Source organism: Brevibacterium sp. GP-SGM9, assembly GCF_047300845.1.
Lineage (GTDB): Bacteria > Actinomycetota > Actinomycetes > Actinomycetales > Brevibacteriaceae > Brevibacterium.
In genome coordinates, this window is sequence record NZ_CP178563.1 from 1,881,642 (window position 1) to 1,899,025 (window position 17,384).

The 17,384-nt window shown below is 66.0% G+C and carries 13 protein-coding genes; 2 read left to right on the forward strand and 11 right to left on the reverse strand.

Translation table 11 applies throughout. The features are described 5' to 3' along the window. Positions 1-49 precede the first annotated feature (49 nt). From dld to ACH82I_RS08575, 3 genes are all read right to left on the reverse strand, one after another. Positions 50-1,759: a D-lactate dehydrogenase gene (gene dld / locus ACH82I_RS08565; RefSeq protein ID WP_413336655.1), complete on the reverse strand. Its 1,710-nt coding sequence runs from the start codon at positions 1,757-1,759 to the stop codon at positions 50-52. 105 nt (positions 1,760-1,864) lie between these two features. Next, complete coding sequence (locus ACH82I_RS08570) at positions 1,865-3,205, reverse strand: GntP family permease (protein ID WP_413336656.1); 1,341 nt, start codon at positions 3,203-3,205, stop codon at positions 1,865-1,867. Positions 3,206-3,284: 79 nt separating this feature from the next. Then, entirely contained in the window at positions 3,285-4,151 is an 867-nt protein-coding gene (locus ACH82I_RS08575) for a GntR family transcriptional regulator (RefSeq protein WP_413336657.1), read from the reverse strand. On the opposite strand from ACH82I_RS08575, the gene ACH82I_RS08580 reads away from it, so the two are divergent. Together ACH82I_RS08580 and ACH82I_RS08585 are read left to right on the forward strand one after the other, a co-directional pair. After that, on the forward strand, positions 4,135-5,355 hold the full coding sequence (locus ACH82I_RS08580; RefSeq protein WP_413336658.1) for a CaiB/BaiF CoA transferase family protein: 1,221 nt from the start codon (positions 4,135-4,137) through the stop codon (positions 5,353-5,355). The two genes, ACH82I_RS08575 and ACH82I_RS08580, sit on opposite strands and share 17 nt — an antisense overlap. After that, on the forward strand, positions 5,352-6,119 hold the full coding sequence (locus ACH82I_RS08585; RefSeq protein ID WP_230748404.1) for an enoyl-CoA hydratase: 768 nt from the start codon (positions 5,352-5,354) through the stop codon (positions 6,117-6,119). The genes ACH82I_RS08580 and ACH82I_RS08585 overlap by 4 nt, the downstream gene beginning before the upstream one ends. An 80-nt stretch (positions 6,120-6,199) precedes the next feature. Here ACH82I_RS08585 and ACH82I_RS08590 read toward each other — a convergent pair whose 3' ends face one another. The 8 genes from ACH82I_RS08590 to kdpA all read right to left on the reverse strand — a co-directional run bounded on the left by ACH82I_RS08590 (position 6,200) and on the right by kdpA (position 17,263). Next, positions 6,200-7,234: a CNNM domain-containing protein gene (locus ACH82I_RS08590; protein ID WP_413336659.1), complete on the reverse strand. Its 1,035-nt coding sequence runs from the start codon at positions 7,232-7,234 to the stop codon at positions 6,200-6,202. Then, positions 7,231-8,571 (reverse strand): hemolysin family protein, encoded by a 1,341-nt coding sequence (locus tag ACH82I_RS08595; protein WP_413336660.1) that lies wholly within the window; start codon positions 8,569-8,571, stop codon positions 7,231-7,233. Before ACH82I_RS08595 ends, ACH82I_RS08590 begins: the two co-directional genes overlap by 4 nt. Before the next feature lie 230 nt (positions 8,572-8,801). Continuing rightward, positions 8,802-9,269 carry an NUDIX hydrolase gene (locus ACH82I_RS08600; protein ID WP_413336661.1) on the reverse strand — a complete coding sequence of 156 codons (468 nt, stop codon included), beginning with the start codon at positions 9,267-9,269 and terminating at the stop codon, positions 8,802-8,804. Positions 9,270-9,342: 73 nt separating this feature from the next. After that, positions 9,343-10,023 carry a response regulator gene (locus ACH82I_RS08605; protein WP_413336662.1) on the reverse strand — a complete coding sequence of 227 codons (681 nt, stop codon included), beginning with the start codon at positions 10,021-10,023 and terminating at the stop codon, positions 9,343-9,345. A 13-nt stretch (positions 10,024-10,036) separates the two neighbouring features. Continuing rightward, on the reverse strand, positions 10,037-12,643 hold the full coding sequence (locus tag ACH82I_RS08610; protein WP_413336663.1) for a DUF4118 domain-containing protein: 2,607 nt from the start codon (positions 12,641-12,643) through the stop codon (positions 10,037-10,039). Continuing rightward, positions 12,643-13,254 carry a potassium-transporting ATPase subunit C gene (locus tag ACH82I_RS08615; RefSeq protein ID WP_413336664.1) on the reverse strand — a complete coding sequence of 204 codons (612 nt, stop codon included), beginning with the start codon at positions 13,252-13,254 and terminating at the stop codon, positions 12,643-12,645. Before ACH82I_RS08615 ends, ACH82I_RS08610 begins: the two co-directional genes overlap by 1 nt. Positions 13,255-13,299: 45 nt before the next feature. Further along, positions 13,300-15,573: a potassium-transporting ATPase subunit KdpB gene (kdpB, locus tag ACH82I_RS08620; RefSeq protein ID WP_413336665.1), complete on the reverse strand. Its 2,274-nt coding sequence runs from the start codon at positions 15,571-15,573 to the stop codon at positions 13,300-13,302. 1 nt (position 15,574) lies between these two features. Continuing rightward, positions 15,575-17,263, reverse strand: coding sequence for a potassium-transporting ATPase subunit KdpA (gene kdpA / locus ACH82I_RS08625; protein WP_413336666.1), 1,689 nt, complete (start codon positions 17,261-17,263; stop codon positions 15,575-15,577). Positions 17,264-17,384: the final 121 nt, after the last annotated feature.

Consider the following 17,384-nt stretch of genomic DNA (forward strand, 5'->3'; position numbering starts at 1 on the left):
ATGTCACTCTCTGCAGGAGAGACGTGCGCGGGACGCCAGCGATCGCCGCTCAAGCCCAGTTCTTGTGCGGGGACGTCTCCCCCACGCCGGGGTTGAAGATGTTGCAGGGGTCGAGTTCCTTGAAGTGGGCTTCCATCTCCGGCGGGATCCGGTAGAGGCGACCGTAGTTGTGCTCGGCCGGCACGGCCGCTCCCCGGGCCTCGAGCAACTCCGTCATCTGCGCCTTGAGTGCGACCGGGTCAACGCCCTTCTTCGCCACATGGTCCTGGTGGAAGACGTGACAGAAGAAGTGGCCGTAATAGGAGCTGATGTGCAGCTGGTCGGCGATCTCGTCCGGCAGCACCTCGAGCCAGTCGTCGTCGTCACGGCGCAGGGCCACGTCGAAGGTGATCATGCCCGAGGAGTCCTCACGATTGAGGTTGAAGTATCGGGTCGCGGCACTCGCGGCACCGAACCGGTGGAGCATCGCGGACTGGGCCTCATCGGGAGTGCAGATGAAGAAGTCACCGTCGTGGGCCGCCTCGGCGAAGAAGGACTTGAGGAATTCTTCGGTGTCGGCCTTGTCGTCACCGCTGACTACGAGAAGCAGGTGGTGTTCGTACCGGTCACGGTAGTCGAGCATCCGCGCGGGCAGCTGATCGGGAAGCAGATCGAAGGCCTTCTGCGCGATCGTATCGGCGACCGTCGGGCCGAAGAAAGGCAGCTTCGCAAACACCCCGTTGGCCCAGTTCTTCAGGGCGAACAGCTTGACCTGTTCACGGCTGCCGGCGTGCTTGACGGAGACGAATGTGTCCTTGCCGTACTCCTCGGCGAGATCGAACGAGGGCCTGCCCATGTACTCCCCCGAGATCGGCAGCGGACGGTCGGAGGCGAGGATGGCGCGGCGCAGGTCTTCGAGAGTCGCGGGTTCGTTCGTGCCGATGTAGAAGGTGGTCGGGTCCTTCTGTTTGGGGAAGGTGCGGACGCGGACGGCGAAGACCATCAGTTTGCCGGCCGAGCCGGAGGCTTCGTGGAGGAATTTCGGGTTCGCGTTGTAGCGGGCGGGCGAATCGGCGATCTCGCGCACGTGGTCGCTGTATTCGGTGTCGAAGGTGTCCTCGGGCGGCGGGGTGACGTCGGCGGGGTTCCAGTCGCCGCGTTGGAGTTTGTCGAGGATGTGCGCGGGATCCTTGCCGAGTTCGACGCCGAGGTGGTTGACGAGTTCGACGTGGCCTGACTCGTTGACCCGGGCAAAGATCGCGTATTCGGTGAATGCGGGGCCTTTGCGGATCTGACTGCCGCCGGAGTTGTTTGCGATGCCGCCGACGACCGAGGCCCCGATCGAGGACGAGCCGATGACCGAGTGCGGTTCGCGGTCGTGGGCGGCAAGGGCGTCTTCGAGTTCGTAGAGCGTCGACCCGGCCAGGCAGATCGCTTCGCGGGCGTCGTTGATGAGGTGGATGTCGTCGATGCGCAGGGTGGAGATGATGACGATCTCACGGTCGTAGTCCTGGTCGCCGGGTCCGGAGCCACCGGTCAGTCCGGTGTTCGCGGACTGGGTGATGACGATGAGGTCGTGTTCGACGCAGACTTGAAGGGAGCGCCACATGTCGACGAGGCTGCCCGGCCGCAGCACCGCGAGTACATTCCCGCCGCCGAAGCGGTTGCCCTTGGCATAGGGTTCGGTGGCGCGAGCCGAGGTGAGCACATGCTTGCTGCCCACGATGTCGATGAGGGCGCTGACCGCCGGTGACGAATTCTTACGCTGACTTCCGAACATTGTTTCCTCACAATCGGGTTGTTAGCGGCTACCTGACATCCTAGACAATGGGAGAGAACTGAAATACGCGAGGGTTCGCGATTCTGGCTCTGAAACAATGATCCCTCAGAGAAATATCGACCACACATAGACAAGCCCGAGGCCGACGACGCTTCCGACGCTGGTCGTCACACTGACAGATTTCACGGCGCCCTTGGTCGTCTGACCGAGCATCGTCTTGACCATCCAGAAGAAGTTGCTGTGCACGGTCATCAGGAACAGGGACCCCGAGGCGGCTGCAAGGGCGATGAGCACTGGGTCGACTCCGGTCGAGGCTGCGACGGGAGCGAGGAATCCTGCGGCCGTGATCGAGGCGACCGACACGGATCCGATCGCGGTGTGCAGAACCACCGCAAGAACCCAGGCCAAGAGGATCGGGAAAGCGGCATCCGCTTCGAACATGCCTCCCAAGATGTCTCCCAACCCGATGGACTTCACCATCTCGGCCAAAGATCCTCCCAGACCGGTGAGGGCCAAGATCTCTCCGCTCGCTGCGAATCCCGACTTGAGAGTCGTCGTCACGCATTCATGATCCCTGTGCACGAGAAGAAGAACATAGGCCATAAAAGTCGCGCAGAACATGGCAATGGTCGGGGCACCGAAGAAGTCCATGATCGGAATGTCGATCGATAGATTTGTCAGGATCGACTCGGAAGCGATGAGCACGAGCGCAAGGAACACCGGGCTGATCGTCAGCCACAGGGGAAGGCGCCGAGGCGCGTCCTCCTCAGGCGCGGAATCGTCGACCGGGCCGGTGTAGGTTTCCTCATCGGTCGCAGCGTCCCAGAATCCGAAGCGAAGGAACAGCGTCTTCATGATGGCGATCGTGATGATGATGCCGAGGACCGCTGTAATGATGCCGAAAGCCAGGAAGCGCGGAATCGGGATCTCGAGCAGCGAACTCAGAGCAAGCGATCCGACGCTCGGGATCATCATGGTCAGCCCGAAAAGAATGCCTGCGCACATTGCCGCCGAGATGATTCCTGTGCCTGCTCGACCGATTCGAGCGGCGACCGATCGTCCGACCGGGGCCGTGATCACGAAGATCACATCGGAGAAGATCGACTGCAACACGGTTCCGCTCGTCACGCCGAGTGCATAGGGCGCGAACCTCTTGCCCGAAACAGCCATCAACGCGGCGACCAGACCCTCGATCGCGCCGAGCTTCGCCAACAGTTTGCCGAGCAGAACGCCGAAAACGATGAGCAGCCCAATCTCGGCCATGATGCTGCCGAAGCCTGTGGCGATGATCTCCGTCGTCGGGCCGAAGCCCTGCCCGGTCACCAATCCCAGGTACCCGGCGCCGATCAGCAACGCGAAAAGCGGGTTGATCTTCAGCGCCAGAATCAACACGATGACTCCGGCGACCGTGATGAGGGTGTGCAGTATTGTCAGCCAGTCGGCCATTGTTTGGAACTCCTGATTCTTCGTTGAATCCGAACCGTGGGGCGGGTTCGCGCCTGGTGCTGATGTTCTGTGCTCCGGCTCAGTCTCGAGCGTCGAGCCACTGCGCGGATCGTTCGGTACCTCCGGGAAGGGTGTCCAAGAATTCTCTGGCGAAGGTGTCATGCCCGTGACCGCTGATAGCGTCAAGTGCCCGGTTGACATCGCCGGATAGAACGGCGGCGCGCAGGTCCCGGTGCCTGGCCACGTTTTCGCTTGGAGTCTCGACGGTGTTGAGACGACGGAGATTCAATGACATGCAGAGTTTGACCTGCATTGTGATCTGGCGATAGCTGGAGACGATCCGGGAGTTGCCGCAGAGTCTGACCAGCTCGGTGTGGAAGGCGTAGCTGGCTTGGATACGACCGAACTCGTCGTCGCCGTTCTCGAACTCATCGGCGAGCCTGACGAGCGCAGCGTCCAGCTCTGTCGCGTCCACATCGGCAATGTCGTCGGTGAACCGGTAGAGGTGGGTGACGGCCATCTGCTCGAGCCCCTCCCTGAACGTGAGGATCTCGAAGACGTCGTTCTGACTGAGGCTGGCAACTCGCACACCGGCCCGTGGACGACGGACGACAAGTCCAGAGCCTTCGAGAATTCGCAGTCCCTCGCGCACCGGTGCCCGGGAGACTCCAAGTCGGCTGCAGAGATGTTCCTCCACTACGCGATCGTCAGGTCCGATTTCCCCGCGGAAGACCAGTTCGCTGATTTTCACTGCGGCGAGCTCCGCCAAACTTGGACTGTCGATGAGCGAGTCCGTCGCCTGTGATGGTGTCGTCATCTCGATGCCACTCCATTCTCGTGCGAGCGCCTCCCCGGTGACGTGCAACTCGCTTCCTGATAGCCTATTGTAGACAATCGACAGTGATATGCAACACAGTGAGGTGGATACCATGACCCAGACGACCAAAGATGCGGAACCCTCCCCAACGGCTTCCCCTGGCCCCCTCTCCGGGATCACAGTCCTCGAAGTCGGGGTCTTCATCGCCGGACCGTTCGCGACGATGCAGCTCGCCGATATGGGGGCACGTGTGATCAAGATAGAGACCCCCGGCACCGGTGACTCAACTCGAGCATCCGGTCCCCACATCGACGGCGAGTCCAGCCCATTCTTGCGGCTTAATCGGAACAAAGAATCCATCGTGCTCGACCTCAAATCCGAAGACGGGCGCAACTCGTTCAAGGCGCTTCTAGAGAACGCGGACGTCCTGGTGGAGAATCTGAGGCCGGGATCGTTAAAGAAGATGGGGTTCGGATACGACGATCTCAAGGACGACCACCCCGGGCTTATCTACGCCTCAGCATCCGGCTGGGGACAGGACGGTCCCCTCGCACCGCTGGCCGGTCTCGACATCATGGCACAGGCGCGGTCAGGACTCATGAGCATCACAGGCTTCCCCGACCAACCTCCCGTCAAGGTCGGAGTGCCGATCTGCGACCTCACGACCGCCCTCTATATGGCCCTCGGTATCGTGTCCGCACTCTACGAACGGAGAGCCTCTGGCCAGGGCCAGCATCTCGACGTCTCGCTCTTCGAGTCGGCAGTCTCCTTGGCAGTGTGGGAAGCGGGCAGCTACTACGCCGCAGGCACAGTTGGTCGCCCAAACGGTTCGGCCCATCAGGCGCAGGCTCCTTACCAAGCCGTGTCGGCCAAGGACGGCTATGTGACCATCGGAGCGAACACCCAGGCGACCTGGCTGCGATTCTGCTCGGCATTCGAGCTCGCCTTCCTCGAGGAGAACGAACTGTTCTCCGAACCGGCGAAACGACTAGAGAACCGAGAGGCGCTCATCGCAATCATCGAGGAGCAGTTCGCCGAACGAGAGGTCGAGGAAATTCTCGAGGAGATGAACAGAGTCGGAGTACCAGCGGCTCCCATCAACGACTTCGAGCAGGTATTCAACGACGACCACCTCAACGCCCGCAACTACTTCTGGGACTCACAGCACCCCACACTCGGATCAGTCAGACAATTGGGCAATCCGATGCGATTCTCACGGTCACAGCTCACCCACGGCACCGCCGGACCCTCCCTGGGTGCCGATACGGACAAGATTCTCGACGAACTCACACCACCGGTCGGAACAGCACAGAAAGCGGAGGCCCAGCGATGACGACAACCGACGTAATCACCGAGGTGCGCGATTCCGCACTCCACGTCACCTTCAACCGGCCCGAGGCCCGGAACGCGATGACCTGGGAGATGTACCAGGCCCTCGCCGAGGCAGCGGCAAGGGCAGACGAGGATCCGACCCTCCGAGCGCTCGTCCTCCGAGGGGCCGGCGGGCGCGCTTTCGTCGCCGGCACGGACATCGCCCAGTTCAGAGGTTTCTCCGGCGAGGACGGAGTAGCCTATGAGAAGCGAATCGACGAGGTGCTCAGCGTTCTCGCTGCTGTCGGCAAGCCCGTCATCGCTGTCATTGACGGACATTGCGTCGGCGGCGGCCTAGGAATCGCCGCCTGTGCGGACGTCCGCGTCGGCTCGCCCAAGGCATCGTTCTCGGTCCCGATCGCCAAGACGCTCGGCAACACACTGTCCGCGAGCACTCTGCGCAGACTTGTGCGCGTCTTCGGCGAACCACGCGTCGCATCCATGCTGCTGACCGCACGACGAGTCGATGCTCAGGAAGCATTTGTCAGCGGCTTCCTGACCTCGGTCGAGGACGATCTTGATACTGCCGCCGAACAGACGATAGCGACCATCACAGGCGGCGCCCCTCTCACCCAGTGGTCGATCAAGGAGAATCTCCGCCGCCTCAATTCCTCAGATCCAGTCGACGATTCGGATGTCATCGCTTCCGTCTACGGCAGCGAGGACTTCGCGGCCGCCGTCGAGTCCTTTCTCTCGAAGACCCCGATGGAGTGGCACGGACGCTGAAGCCTCGCCGTCCGCACCGGAGACCGACTGGCTCGCTGCCTCTGCGCGGTGTCCGCCGCAGCGAGCAGAGGATCGCGATATCAGTGAGAGGGTCGCGCCTCCTCGGCACCGTCCACCGTGAGCAGATGCGTGAGCACGTCGGTGACCGTGACGACGGCGTATCTGCCGTCGCTGCGTTCGACCAGCGAGAGCTGTGTGCCCTCGGCCCGCATCGCACCGAAGGCCCGGACCACAGTCAGCGACCCCGCGACCACGGAGACCGGACGCATCACCTCGGCGACGGAGTCCCCCGAAGCGAAATCGAGCACGTCGCGGACATGGACCATGTGCGTCGCCGCCTGCCCGGCCGCGGTGCGCACGAGGATACGCCGGTGGCGAGTCCTGCGTGCGGCTTCGCTGACTTCCCCGACGGTCGCTTCGGGACCGACGACGACCGGCTCCGCCCGTCCTGCAACGAGGTCATCGAGGCTGATCCGACTGAGCTCAAGTGCACCGAGCAGGGCATCCGAGGACTCCCGCTCGAGAGTGCCCGCCTGCACCGAATGCCGCAGCAGCTGCCGCAGATCATCCGAGGTATGCGCCCGGTCGACCTCGTCGACGGGATCGACGCCGACGATGCGCAGGCACGCGTTCGCGGCGTTGTTGAGCACGTGCAGCAGCGGCCGGGTAAGGAACATGAACGCCCGCATCGGCAGCGCGAGCATGATCGCCGAGCGCTCCGGATGGGCCACCGCCCACGACTTCGGCGCCATCTCACCGACGACCAGGTGGAGGAAGGTGACGATGATGAGCGCGAGGACGAAGCCGGTGATGTCGGCGATCCACAGCGGCAGGCCGAGCGCCTCGGCGACCGGTGTGATCCAGTGGTGGACGGCCGGCTTCGTGATCGCGCCGAGCGCCAGCGTGCACGCCGTGATGCCCAGCTGCGAGCCGGCGAGCAGCACCGAGAGCTCGGTCGAGCTGCGCAACGCGGCACGTGCCGAACGGCTGCCGGGAGCGGCATCCTCGAGGCGGTGCCGCTTGGCGGCGATGAGCGCGAACTCGACGGCGACGAAGAAGGCGCTGAGCCCGATGATGAGGACAGTGATGAGGGCGATGACCCAAGGGTTGCTCATCGGTCCACCTCGATTCCGATCCGCAGCCGGGAGGGCACGTGCGATTCCACCTCGAGCACCTCGGCGAGCAGTCGCGCGGGACGCGGCGTTTCCGTGCCGGCGAACTCCGCGGGGTCGACCGGCAGATCGATGACGATCCGCTCCCCCACCTCGGGGAAGCCCTTGGCATGTTCGATGGCGAGCCCGGACAGGGTCTGCGCCGAGGTGGCCGGCAGTTCCCGCTGCAGGGCACGCTCCACCTCGTCGAGGGGGATGAGGCCGGGGGCCGTCCACGTGCCGTCGCCGGCCTCGATGATCTCCTCGATAGCCACGTCGTGTTCGTCGGCGATGTCGCCGACGAGCTCCTCGCCGAGGTCCTCCATCGTGACGATGCCGGCGAACCCGCCGTACTCGTCGACGACACAGGCGATCTGGGTCCGGTTATCGGACAGGATGCGCACCGCATCGGGCAGCGGCAGGGATTCGGGAACGAAGACCGGCTCCCGCATGAGGGCGCGGAGGGTGGTCTCGGAGGGAGCGAGGACGTCGAGGAGGTCGATCGTGCCGACGACCTGCCCGTCCGCTTCGAGCACGGGGTACCGGGAATGTCCGGTGCGCATGAGACCACGGACTTCGCTCAGGCTCATATCGGCACCGACGACGCCGACCCGGGAACGCGGTACGGTCGCGTGCTCGACGCTCTGCTGGGGGAAGTCGAGGATCCGGTCGAGGATGAGGGAATCCTCGTCGACGAGGTCGCCGCTTTCACGGGATTCGGCGACGATGTGCTTGAGGTCCCGCGGGGTCGCGGCATGGTCGACGTCGTGGACCGGTTCGATGCCGAGGATACGCAGCAGCACGTTCGAGGACTTGTCGAAGATCGTGATCAGCCACCCGAAGAGGGTGAGGTAGATCGACGTCGACCGGGCCAACCAGGTGGCGAGCGCCTCCGGTCGGGCGATCGCGAGGTTCTTCGGGAACAGCTCGCCGAAGAGCATCTGGATGAGCGTCGAGGCGAGCAGGGCGAGCACGGTGCCGATGAGGATGCCGGTGCCCTGCGGGATCGGTGTCCCGCCGAGGGCCTCGCCGACGGCCGTGCCGATGAGCGGCTCGGCGACGTAGCCGACGAGCAGTCCGGTCACGGTGATGCCCAGCTGAGCGCCCGAGAGCATGAATGAGGTGCGGCGAGTGATCGACAGAGCCCGATCCGCGGCCCGATCACCGGCGGCAGACCGCGCGCCGAGGCGGGAGCGGTCGACGGCCATGTACGCGAATTCCTGCGCCACGAAGTAGCCGGTGGCCACGGTGATGAGGAGGACGACGAGGAGTCCGATGAGAAGCGAGAGCAGCCAGGTCAACGGTGTTCACCTGCCCGCGCGGGATGAAGTTGTGATGAGATGCAGCAGTAGATGTCCCAGCCGGGACTTCGATAGTCGTCCATGGTCCTTCCGAAAGTGATCAAGTGGGCGGCTGGGATCAATTATCCAGGTATCAGCTGGCAAGACGCTGTGACGACGGACGCAGCGAGTCCCACCGCCCGGTGACGGCAGGCGTCCCGACACCCAGTGGCACCCTCGCCGAGGCGGTTCTACACCAAGGCCGCCGCTTCCCTCACCAGCTCCGGCAGGTTCTCCGGCAGGTTCTCCGGAAAGTACCGGATCGATGCGCCCTCGAGATCGTCGGCGCTCCAGCAGCGCCACGTGGTCATGGCCGTTCGCTCGAGCTCGGTCCACTTCGAGTCGCTCAGGTTCGTCTCATCAGTCCGCGCGGCAAAGAAGTGCTCGACCTGGTGTTGAGGTCCGCCGTGGTTGAGGAAGTCGAACTCGCGCCGGTGGAACGGCCCGAACAGGTCGATGCCGGACAGGCCCGTCTCCTCTTCCAGCTCACGGTCAGCGGTCTCCCCCAGGGTTTCATTCGCATCGCTGCCCCCGCCGGCGGTGAACCAGAAACGGATGCTGTCCTGAGCGTCGGAGAGATCCCGCCCTTCGAAGAGCAGGACCCGCGATTCCGAGCCGAGAAGGACGATGCGGACGGCGACGCGGGTGTGATTGGGCATGCCGTCCATCCTACGGACGGCCGCCAGCCGCACACCGCCGAACCGCCGTACCGTCGAACCGTGCACCGCCGAACTACGGCGTGAACCGATATCCCATCCCCATCTGCGTGTGCAGGTATGCAGGCCTGGCCGGATCGGCTTCGAGCTTCTGCCGCAGCTGGGACATGTAGACGCGCAGATAGCCGCGCTCCCCGCTGTACTCCGGACCCCACACCTCGGTGAGCAGGGTGCGGGCCTCGACCAACGCCCCCTTGTGTTTGACGAAGACCGCGAGCATGTTCCACTCGATGGGAGTCAGGCGCACCTCGGCGCCCTCGACCTCCAGGATGTGGGCGGACAGGTCGATGACCACCCGCCCATCGCCGGTGCGCACGAGACTCGAACCGCCGCCGGAGCCCGAGCGCCGTTCGATCGCCCGCAGCCGGGCGAGCACCTCGCCGAGGGAGAAGGGCTTCGTCACATAGTCATCGGCACCCGCGTCGAGGGCGGCGATCTTCCCATGGGAATCGTGGCGGGCCGAGACGACGACGATGGGCACCTGACTCCACCGGCGCACCTGGCCGATGAGCTCGATGCCGTCGACGTCGGGCAGGCCGAGGTCGAGGAGGATGACGTCGATCTCCGCCTCGGCGAGGATCTCATTCATCTGCCGACCGCTCGAAGCGATCGAGACCTCGTGGCCTCTGCCGCGCAGGCCGATGCTCACGGCCCGGGCGATGTCGGTGTCGTCTTCGACGATGAGCACGTGCTTCATGCCGCCTCCTCGGTCACGGGGTCGCCTCCTCGGTCACGGGGCAGGTGAGCACGGCGGTGAATCCGCCGCCGGGTGTCTGTTCGGCGCGCAGTTCGATGTTCATCGCCCGGCACAGTCCCAGCGCCACCGCCATGCCCAGCCCCAGGCCCACGGTGTTGCTCTCGTCGAGCCTGGTGAACGGGGTGAAGATCCGTTCGAGGGCGTCCGCACCCACTCCGGGGCCGGAGTCGGCGATCCTCAGGTGGACCGCCTCGGCGTCGGTCGAGGCATCGATGATGATCGGGGATCCCTGTCCGTACTTCACGGAGTTCTCGATGATGTTGACGAGCACGCGTTCGAAGAGCCCGAAGTCGACGTCGACCCAGGTCCCAGGCGCGATGTCGACGGTGATCGGCGGCTGGGATCCCTGGTCGAGCGGTTGCGAGCCTCGGCTGCTGGGCCGGGATCCCGGGTCGAGAACCCGGGATCCCGGGTCAATTTCGGCCAGCGCCGAGGCGACGAGATCCTCGACGAGGACCGGTGCGGTGGCGATCGTCACCGCACCGGATTGGATCCGGCTCATGTCGAGGAGGTTGTCGATGAGCTTCTCGAGGCGTTCAGTGCCGTGTTCGATGGTCTCGAGCATGAGTCGTTCATCGGCGGCGGAGAGTTCGATCTCCTCGAGCTGCAGCGCCGAGGCGGCGGTCTTGATCGCCCCCAACGGCGTGCGCAGGTCGTGGGAGACCGCGGTGAGCAGGGCGGTGCGGACGGCGTTGCCGGCGGAGAGCTCCTCGGCCTGTTCGCGGGAAACCCGCAGCCGGGATTCGGTGAGCACCCGCAGCAGCCGCCCGGCGTAGGCGTCGAGGATCCGCTGCTCGCCGGCGCTGAGCGCCCGTCCCTTGAGCGCGAGGAACGTGGTCTCGTCGAGGTCGATGATCTCTCCGGCCTGCGCGCGGGATCGGGCCTCCTCCCCCGCCGAGGCGATCGCGCGGGTCCCGTCGTCGCCCGCGCTCAGCAGCGTCACCCCGTCGAGGAAGAAGGTCGAGCGGATGCTTGCGACCATCGCCTCGGGGCTGTCGCCCTCGGCGATCATCGCTCCCGCGAGCTCGCTGAGCACGGCCCCTTCGTGCTCGGCGGCCTGGGCCTGCCGGGAGCGGCGGGCGGCCTTGTCGACAACGGTGGCGACCGCGACGGCCACGGCGATGAAGATGATGAGGGCGAGGATGTTCTCGAGCTGTTTGACCGAGAGAGAGTTCACCGGGTGGGTGAAGAAGAAGTTGATGAGGACGGTGCCGAACACCGCCGTCATCACCGCTGGCCACAGCCCGCCGATGAGGGCGACGAGGACGACGACGGTGATGTAGGAGAGGAAGTTCAAGCTCAGCGAGGTCGATCCGGGGCCGAGTCCGATGAACAGGGCGGTCAGCGCCGGTGGGGCGAGCACTCCGATGACCCAGCCGAGGATCCGTCGCAGCGTCGACAGGGGGTTGGCCCGTGGGGACTCGCGGTCCGGCAGCCAGAATCTCGCGGCCTGGGCGTGGGTGACCATGTGCACGTCGATGTCGGCGGCGGCATTGATCACGCGATTGGCCACGCCGGGGCCGAGCATGCGCCGGTACCAGGGTGAGCGGGAGACGCCGAGGACGATCTGGGAGGCGTTGAGGGTGCGGGCGAACTCGATGAGCGCCTTGGCCACATCGTCGCCGACGACGGTGTGCCACACGGCATTGTTCGCCTCGGCGAGCTCGCGGGCGGCGAGCAGGGCCGGGGCACCGCTGCGGCGGGTGCCGTCGGGTTCGACGACGTGGACGACGTGGAGTTCGCGGCCGGCCACCCGGCCGGCGATGCGCAGGCCGCGGCGGATGAGGGTGGTCGATTCCGGGCCGCCGGTGATGGCGACGAGGATCCGGTCGCGGGCGGCCCAGGTGGTGCGGATGCCCTTCTCGTCACGGTACTTCTCGAGGCCTTCGTCGACGCGGTCGGCCAGCCACAGCAGGGCGAGTTCGCGCAGGGCGGTGAGGTTGCCGAGGCGGAAGTAGTTCGCCATCGCGGCGTCGACCTTCGCCGCGGCGTAGATGTTGCCCTCGGCGAGGCGGGCCCGCAGGGCGGCGGGGCTGATGTCGATGAGTTCGACCTCGTCGGCGGCGCGGAGGAACGGGTCGGGGACGCGTTCGGCCTGTCTGCGCCCGATGATGGCCCCGACGACGTCGCCGAGCGATTCGAGGTGCTGGATGTTGATCGTCGTGTACACGTCGATGCCGGCGGCGAGGATCACCTCGACGTCCTCCCAGCGTTTGGCTCGGGTGGTGGCGTCTTCGGTGGTTGTGTCGCCGTCGGGAACGACGTTCGCGTGAGCGAGTTCGTCGATGACGACGAGTTCGGGGGATCTGGCCAGGACCGCCTCGGCGTCGAATTCTTCGAAGGTCCTCCCCTGGTGGGGAACCTGCCGGCGTGGAACGATCTCGAACCCTTCGGCCAGGGCACGGGTGAAGGCGCGCCCGTGGTCCTCGACGATGCCGATGACGACATCGCGCCCGGTCGCCGAGGCGGCGGCCGCGGTCTCGAGCATCGCCACGGTCTTGCCGACCCCGGGCGCGTAGCCGAGAAAGACCGTGAGCGTCCCCCGCCGAGGTGGGACCATCAGTGCGTGCCCGGCGATTCGGTGCGGTGGTCGGATGAATCGGCCAAGCTGTTGGCGAGGTCGTTGTTGAGAGTGGTCACGTTGACGTGGGGTTCGCCGATGAAGCCGAGCAGCGGCTGCGCGGTGTTCTTCGCGACCATGGCCTCCACTCCCCTCTCACTGATTCCGGTCTCGCGCGCGACGCGAGCGATCTGGAGTCGAGCATACTCAGGGCTGATGTCCGGATCGAGGCCGGAGGCCGAAGCTGTCAGCGCATCCGCAGGAATCGCGGCCGGGTCGACGTGCTCACGTGCGGCGATGTCGGCCCGCCTGACCCGGATGTCGGCGAGGAGTTCGGGGCTGGTGGCCGCGAGGTTCGACGCCCCGGAGGCGAGCCCGTCGAATTCGCCGGCCGAGGGTCGCGGGTAGAACCACTCGTCGCCGGTGACTTCCTGGGCCAGGTGCGCATTGCCGACGACCTGACCGCTGGCGTCGCGGATCGACGCGTCCTGGGAGGGGACGAGCGTGCCGATCGCCACCATCGACAGCGGGTAGGCGAGACCTAGGACGAGCGTGAGGACGGCAAGGACCTTGACGCCAGTGAGCAGCTGGCGGGTGAGGAGGGTGACCATGGTGAGCCTGTCTTTCAGAGCAGCGGGGTCGTTGGGACGGTGTGGTCAGAGAAGCGGGGCGATGAGGAGGTCGATGAGTTTGATGCCGATGAACGGGACGATGAGGCCGCCGAGTCCGAAGATCAGCAGGTTGGTCCGCAGCAGCGCCGAGGCGCTCGTCGCTGTGAACCGCACCCCGCGCAGGGCGACGGGGATGAGGGCGAGGATGATCAGGGCGTTGAAGATCACGGCCGAGAGGATCGCCGACTCTGGGCTGTGCAGCCCCATGATGTTGAGCGCCCCGAGTCCGGGGAACGCGAGCAGGAACATCGCGGGCACGATCGCGAAGTACTTCGCGACGTCGTTGGCAATCGAGAAGGTCGTCAGCGCCCCGCGAGTGATGAGCAGCTGCTTGCCGATCGCGACGATGTCGATGAGCTTCGTCGGATCCGAATCGAGGTCGACGAGGTTGCCGGCCTCCTTCGCTGCGGTCGTTCCCGTGTTCATCGCGACCCCCACGTCGGCCTGGGCGAGGGCGGGGGCGTCGTTCGTCCCGTCCCCGGTCATCGCGACCATCCGGCCGCCTGCCTGCTCGCGTCGGATGAGGTCGAGTTTGTCCTCGGGAGTCGCCTCGGCGAGGAAATCGTCGACCCCGGCCTCCCGGGCGATGGAGCGGGCGGTGAGTTCGTTGTCGCCGGTGATCATCACGGTCCGGATCCCCATCTGACGCAGGGTCGCAAAGCGCTCGGCCATGCCGGGTTTGACGACGTCGCGCAGGTCGATGACCCCGAGGATCCGCGCGGTGGCCGTCGCGATTGCGGCCGGTGCCGTCGCTGCGGTTGCCGAGCCGCTAGCCCGCGCCGACGTGGTCGCGGCGGTGGCGGCAGGCGCGCCGGCTTCGATGGACTCGGCCACGAGGAGGGCGGTGCCGCCGCCGGTGTTGATGCGTTCGACCTCGGCCGTGGCCTCGGCGGGAACCTCGGCGCCGCGCTCGCTCGCCCAGGCGATGACCTCCTTCGCGGCGCCCTTGACCACGGTTCGCGCACTCACGCCGGCCGTCCCCCTGGATTCGGACGCTCCAGCCGTTCCCTCGCCTCCGGCATCTCCGGCTGCTCCAGCCGTTCCGCCGGCTCCAGTTTCTCCGGCTCCACGTTCCCCGGGCAACACGATTCCCGAGAGCCGTGTGCTCGCGGAGAACGGGATGAACTCGGCTTCGGGATAGGCCTCGAGACCCGCAGCCTCGACGTGGAAGACCGTTTCGGCGAGAGTGACGACGGACCTCCCTTCTGGGGTCTCATCGGCCAAGGACGAGAGTCGGGCCGCCTCGGCGATCTGGGTTTCGCTCGTCGACCCCAAAGGAACGAGATCGCTCGCCTGCCGGTCACCGATCGTGATCGTGCCGGTCTTGTCGAGCAGCAGGGTCGACACGTCGCCGGCGGCTTCGACGGCCCGCCCGGACTTGGCAAGGACGTTCGCCCCGACCAGCCGGTCCATGCCGGCGATGCCGATCGCCGAGAGCAGAGCACCGATCGTCGTCGGCACGAGGCAGACGAGGAGGGCGATGAGCACGGTCAGCGACTGCGGGGCGCCGGAGAACGCAGCGATCGGGGCGAGGCTGCCCACGACGAGGATGAAGATGAGAGTGAGCACGGAGAGGAAGACGCCGAGGGCGATCTCGTTCGGAGTCTTCTGCCGGTTCGCACCCTCGACGAGGCCGATCATGCGGTCGAGGAAGCTCTCGCCCAGGCTCGCGGTGATCGACACGGTGATCTCGTCGGAGAGCACCTTCGTCCCGCCGGTCACGGCGCAGCGGTCGCCGCCGGCCTCCCGGATGACCGGGGCAGACTCCCCGGTGATCGCGGATTCGTCGACGGTCGCGGCTCCGGCGATGATGTCGCCGTCGCCGGGGATGACCTCGCCGGCGACGACGCGCACCCGGTCACCGGCGCGTAGGGCGGAGGCGAGGACGGTCTCCTCGTGGCCGGACTCGTCGATCCTCAGTGCATTCGCGCTCACCCGGGTCGCCCGCAGCGATTCGGCCTGCGCGCGGCCGCGGCCTTCGGCGAGCGCCTCGGCGGTGTTGGCGAAGACCACGGTGAGGATGAGCCAGATGCTGATCGCCCAGGTGAAGCGGGTGGGATCGAGGATCGCGAGGACGAGGGTGATGGCCGCGCCGATCTCGACGAGGAACATCACGGGGTTGTGCCAGGCGGTGCGCGGATCGAGCTTGCGCAGCCCGAGGACGGCCGCCTCGGCGAGGGCGGTCAGCGACAGCGTCGCGGTGGTGCGTGTCTGGGTGGGGGCGGCAGCCTGCGTTGGTGCGGTGGATGACTTCCTCATCTCACATCAGTCCTTCGTTGATCGGTCCCAGCGCGAGCACCGGGAGGTAGGTCAGGGCCCCGATGATGAGGCCGATGCCCACGACGACCCCGACGAACAGCGGTCGGTGGGTGGGCAGGGTGCCGGGAGTCGCCTCGGCGGTGTATTGGCCAGCCAGGGAACCGGCGAGTGCGAGCACCAGCCCGATCGGGACGAGCCTGCCGAGGAACATCACCACAGCCAGGGACACGTTGAAGAACGGGGTGTCCGCGGCGAGCCCGGCGAACGCGGAGCCGTTGTTGTTGGCCGCCGAGGTGAAGGCGTAGAGGAGCTCGGACAGGGCGTGGGGGTTGAGGGTCGCGGAGCCTGCTGCGGTGTTGAGGATCGAATCCATCGTGCCCGGCCACAGGGTGGCAACGGCGGTGCCGGCCAGGGCGAGGGTCGGGGTGATGAGGATGACGCCGCTGGCCAGGGTGATCTCTCGTCGTCCGATTCGTTTGCCGAGGATTTCGGGGGTGCGGCCGACCATGAGCCCGCAGACGAAGACCGCGATGATGGCGACGATGAGCATGCCGTAGAGGCCGGAGCCGACGCCGCCGGGAGCGATCTCGCCGAGCATCATGTTGACCATGAGCACTCCCCCGCCGAGGCCCGAATAGCTCGAGTGGGCCGAGTCCACGGCTCCGGTCGAGGTCATCGTCGTGGCGACGGCGAAGAAGGCCGAGGGAATGATGCCGAAGCGCGTCTCTCGTCCCTCCATCGCGGCGCCCGCGGCCTGGGCGGCGGGGGTGCTCGCCGAGATTTCTGCGGCGATGACGGCGCTCAGCGAGAGTGCGAAGAGGATGCCCATGGCCGCGAGGATCGCCCAACCGTGCTTCCGGCTGCCGACCATGATCCCGAAGGTCCTGGGCAGGGCGGAGGGGATGAGGAGGATGAGGAAGACATTGAGGAGGTTGATCAGGGCGCTCGGGGCCGAGAGCGGGTGGGCGGAGTTCGCGTTGAAGAAGCCGCCGCCGTTGGTGCCGAGGTGTTTGATGACCTCCTGGCTGGCGTCGGGACCGCCAGGAATAGTCTGAGTGGCGCCGGCGGTGCCGGTGACGGTGTGGACGATCTGGTCGGGGGTGAGGTTGTCGACGACGCCGAGGCCGATGTAGACCAAGGCCGCGAGCACGGAGAGCGGCAGCAGGATGCGCAGGATCCCGCGGGTCAGGTCGACCCAGAAGTTGCCGATGAATAGGGAGTTGTGGCGCATGAAGCCGCGGATGAGGGCGACGGCGACCGCGAGTCCCACGGCCGCGGAGACGAAGTTCTGCACGCCGAGTCCGGCCATCTGGGCGAGGAAGCCCATCGTCGTCTCACCGGAGTAGGCCTGCCAGTTCGTGTTCGTGACGAAGGAGACCGCGGTGTTGAGGGCGAGGTCGGCAGACACCGAGCCTTTGCCGTTGGACAGCGGCAGAACGTGCTGGAGGCGCAGCAGCGCGAAGAGCACGCCGATCGAGACCGCGGAGAAGGCAAGGACCGAGAAGAGGTAGACCCGCCAGCGCTGCTCGGAGCCCGGGTCGATGCCGGTGATCCGGTAGAACAGGGCTTCGACCTTGGTGTCGCGATCGGTGATGAACACGTGGGCCATATAGGCACCCAGGGGTGCATGAGCCGCGGCGAGGAGTGCGAGGACGAGGAGGATCTGGGTGATGCCGGTGAACCAGGTCATGGGCGACCTCCCCCGAAGTTGCCGGGGGCTCTGCTGGCGAAGTGGGTGGAACGGGAGGGTGACATGGGTCCATCTCACCGCCTCGGCGGGGATGTCCGATCGGATCTTAACGCGGTCTTGA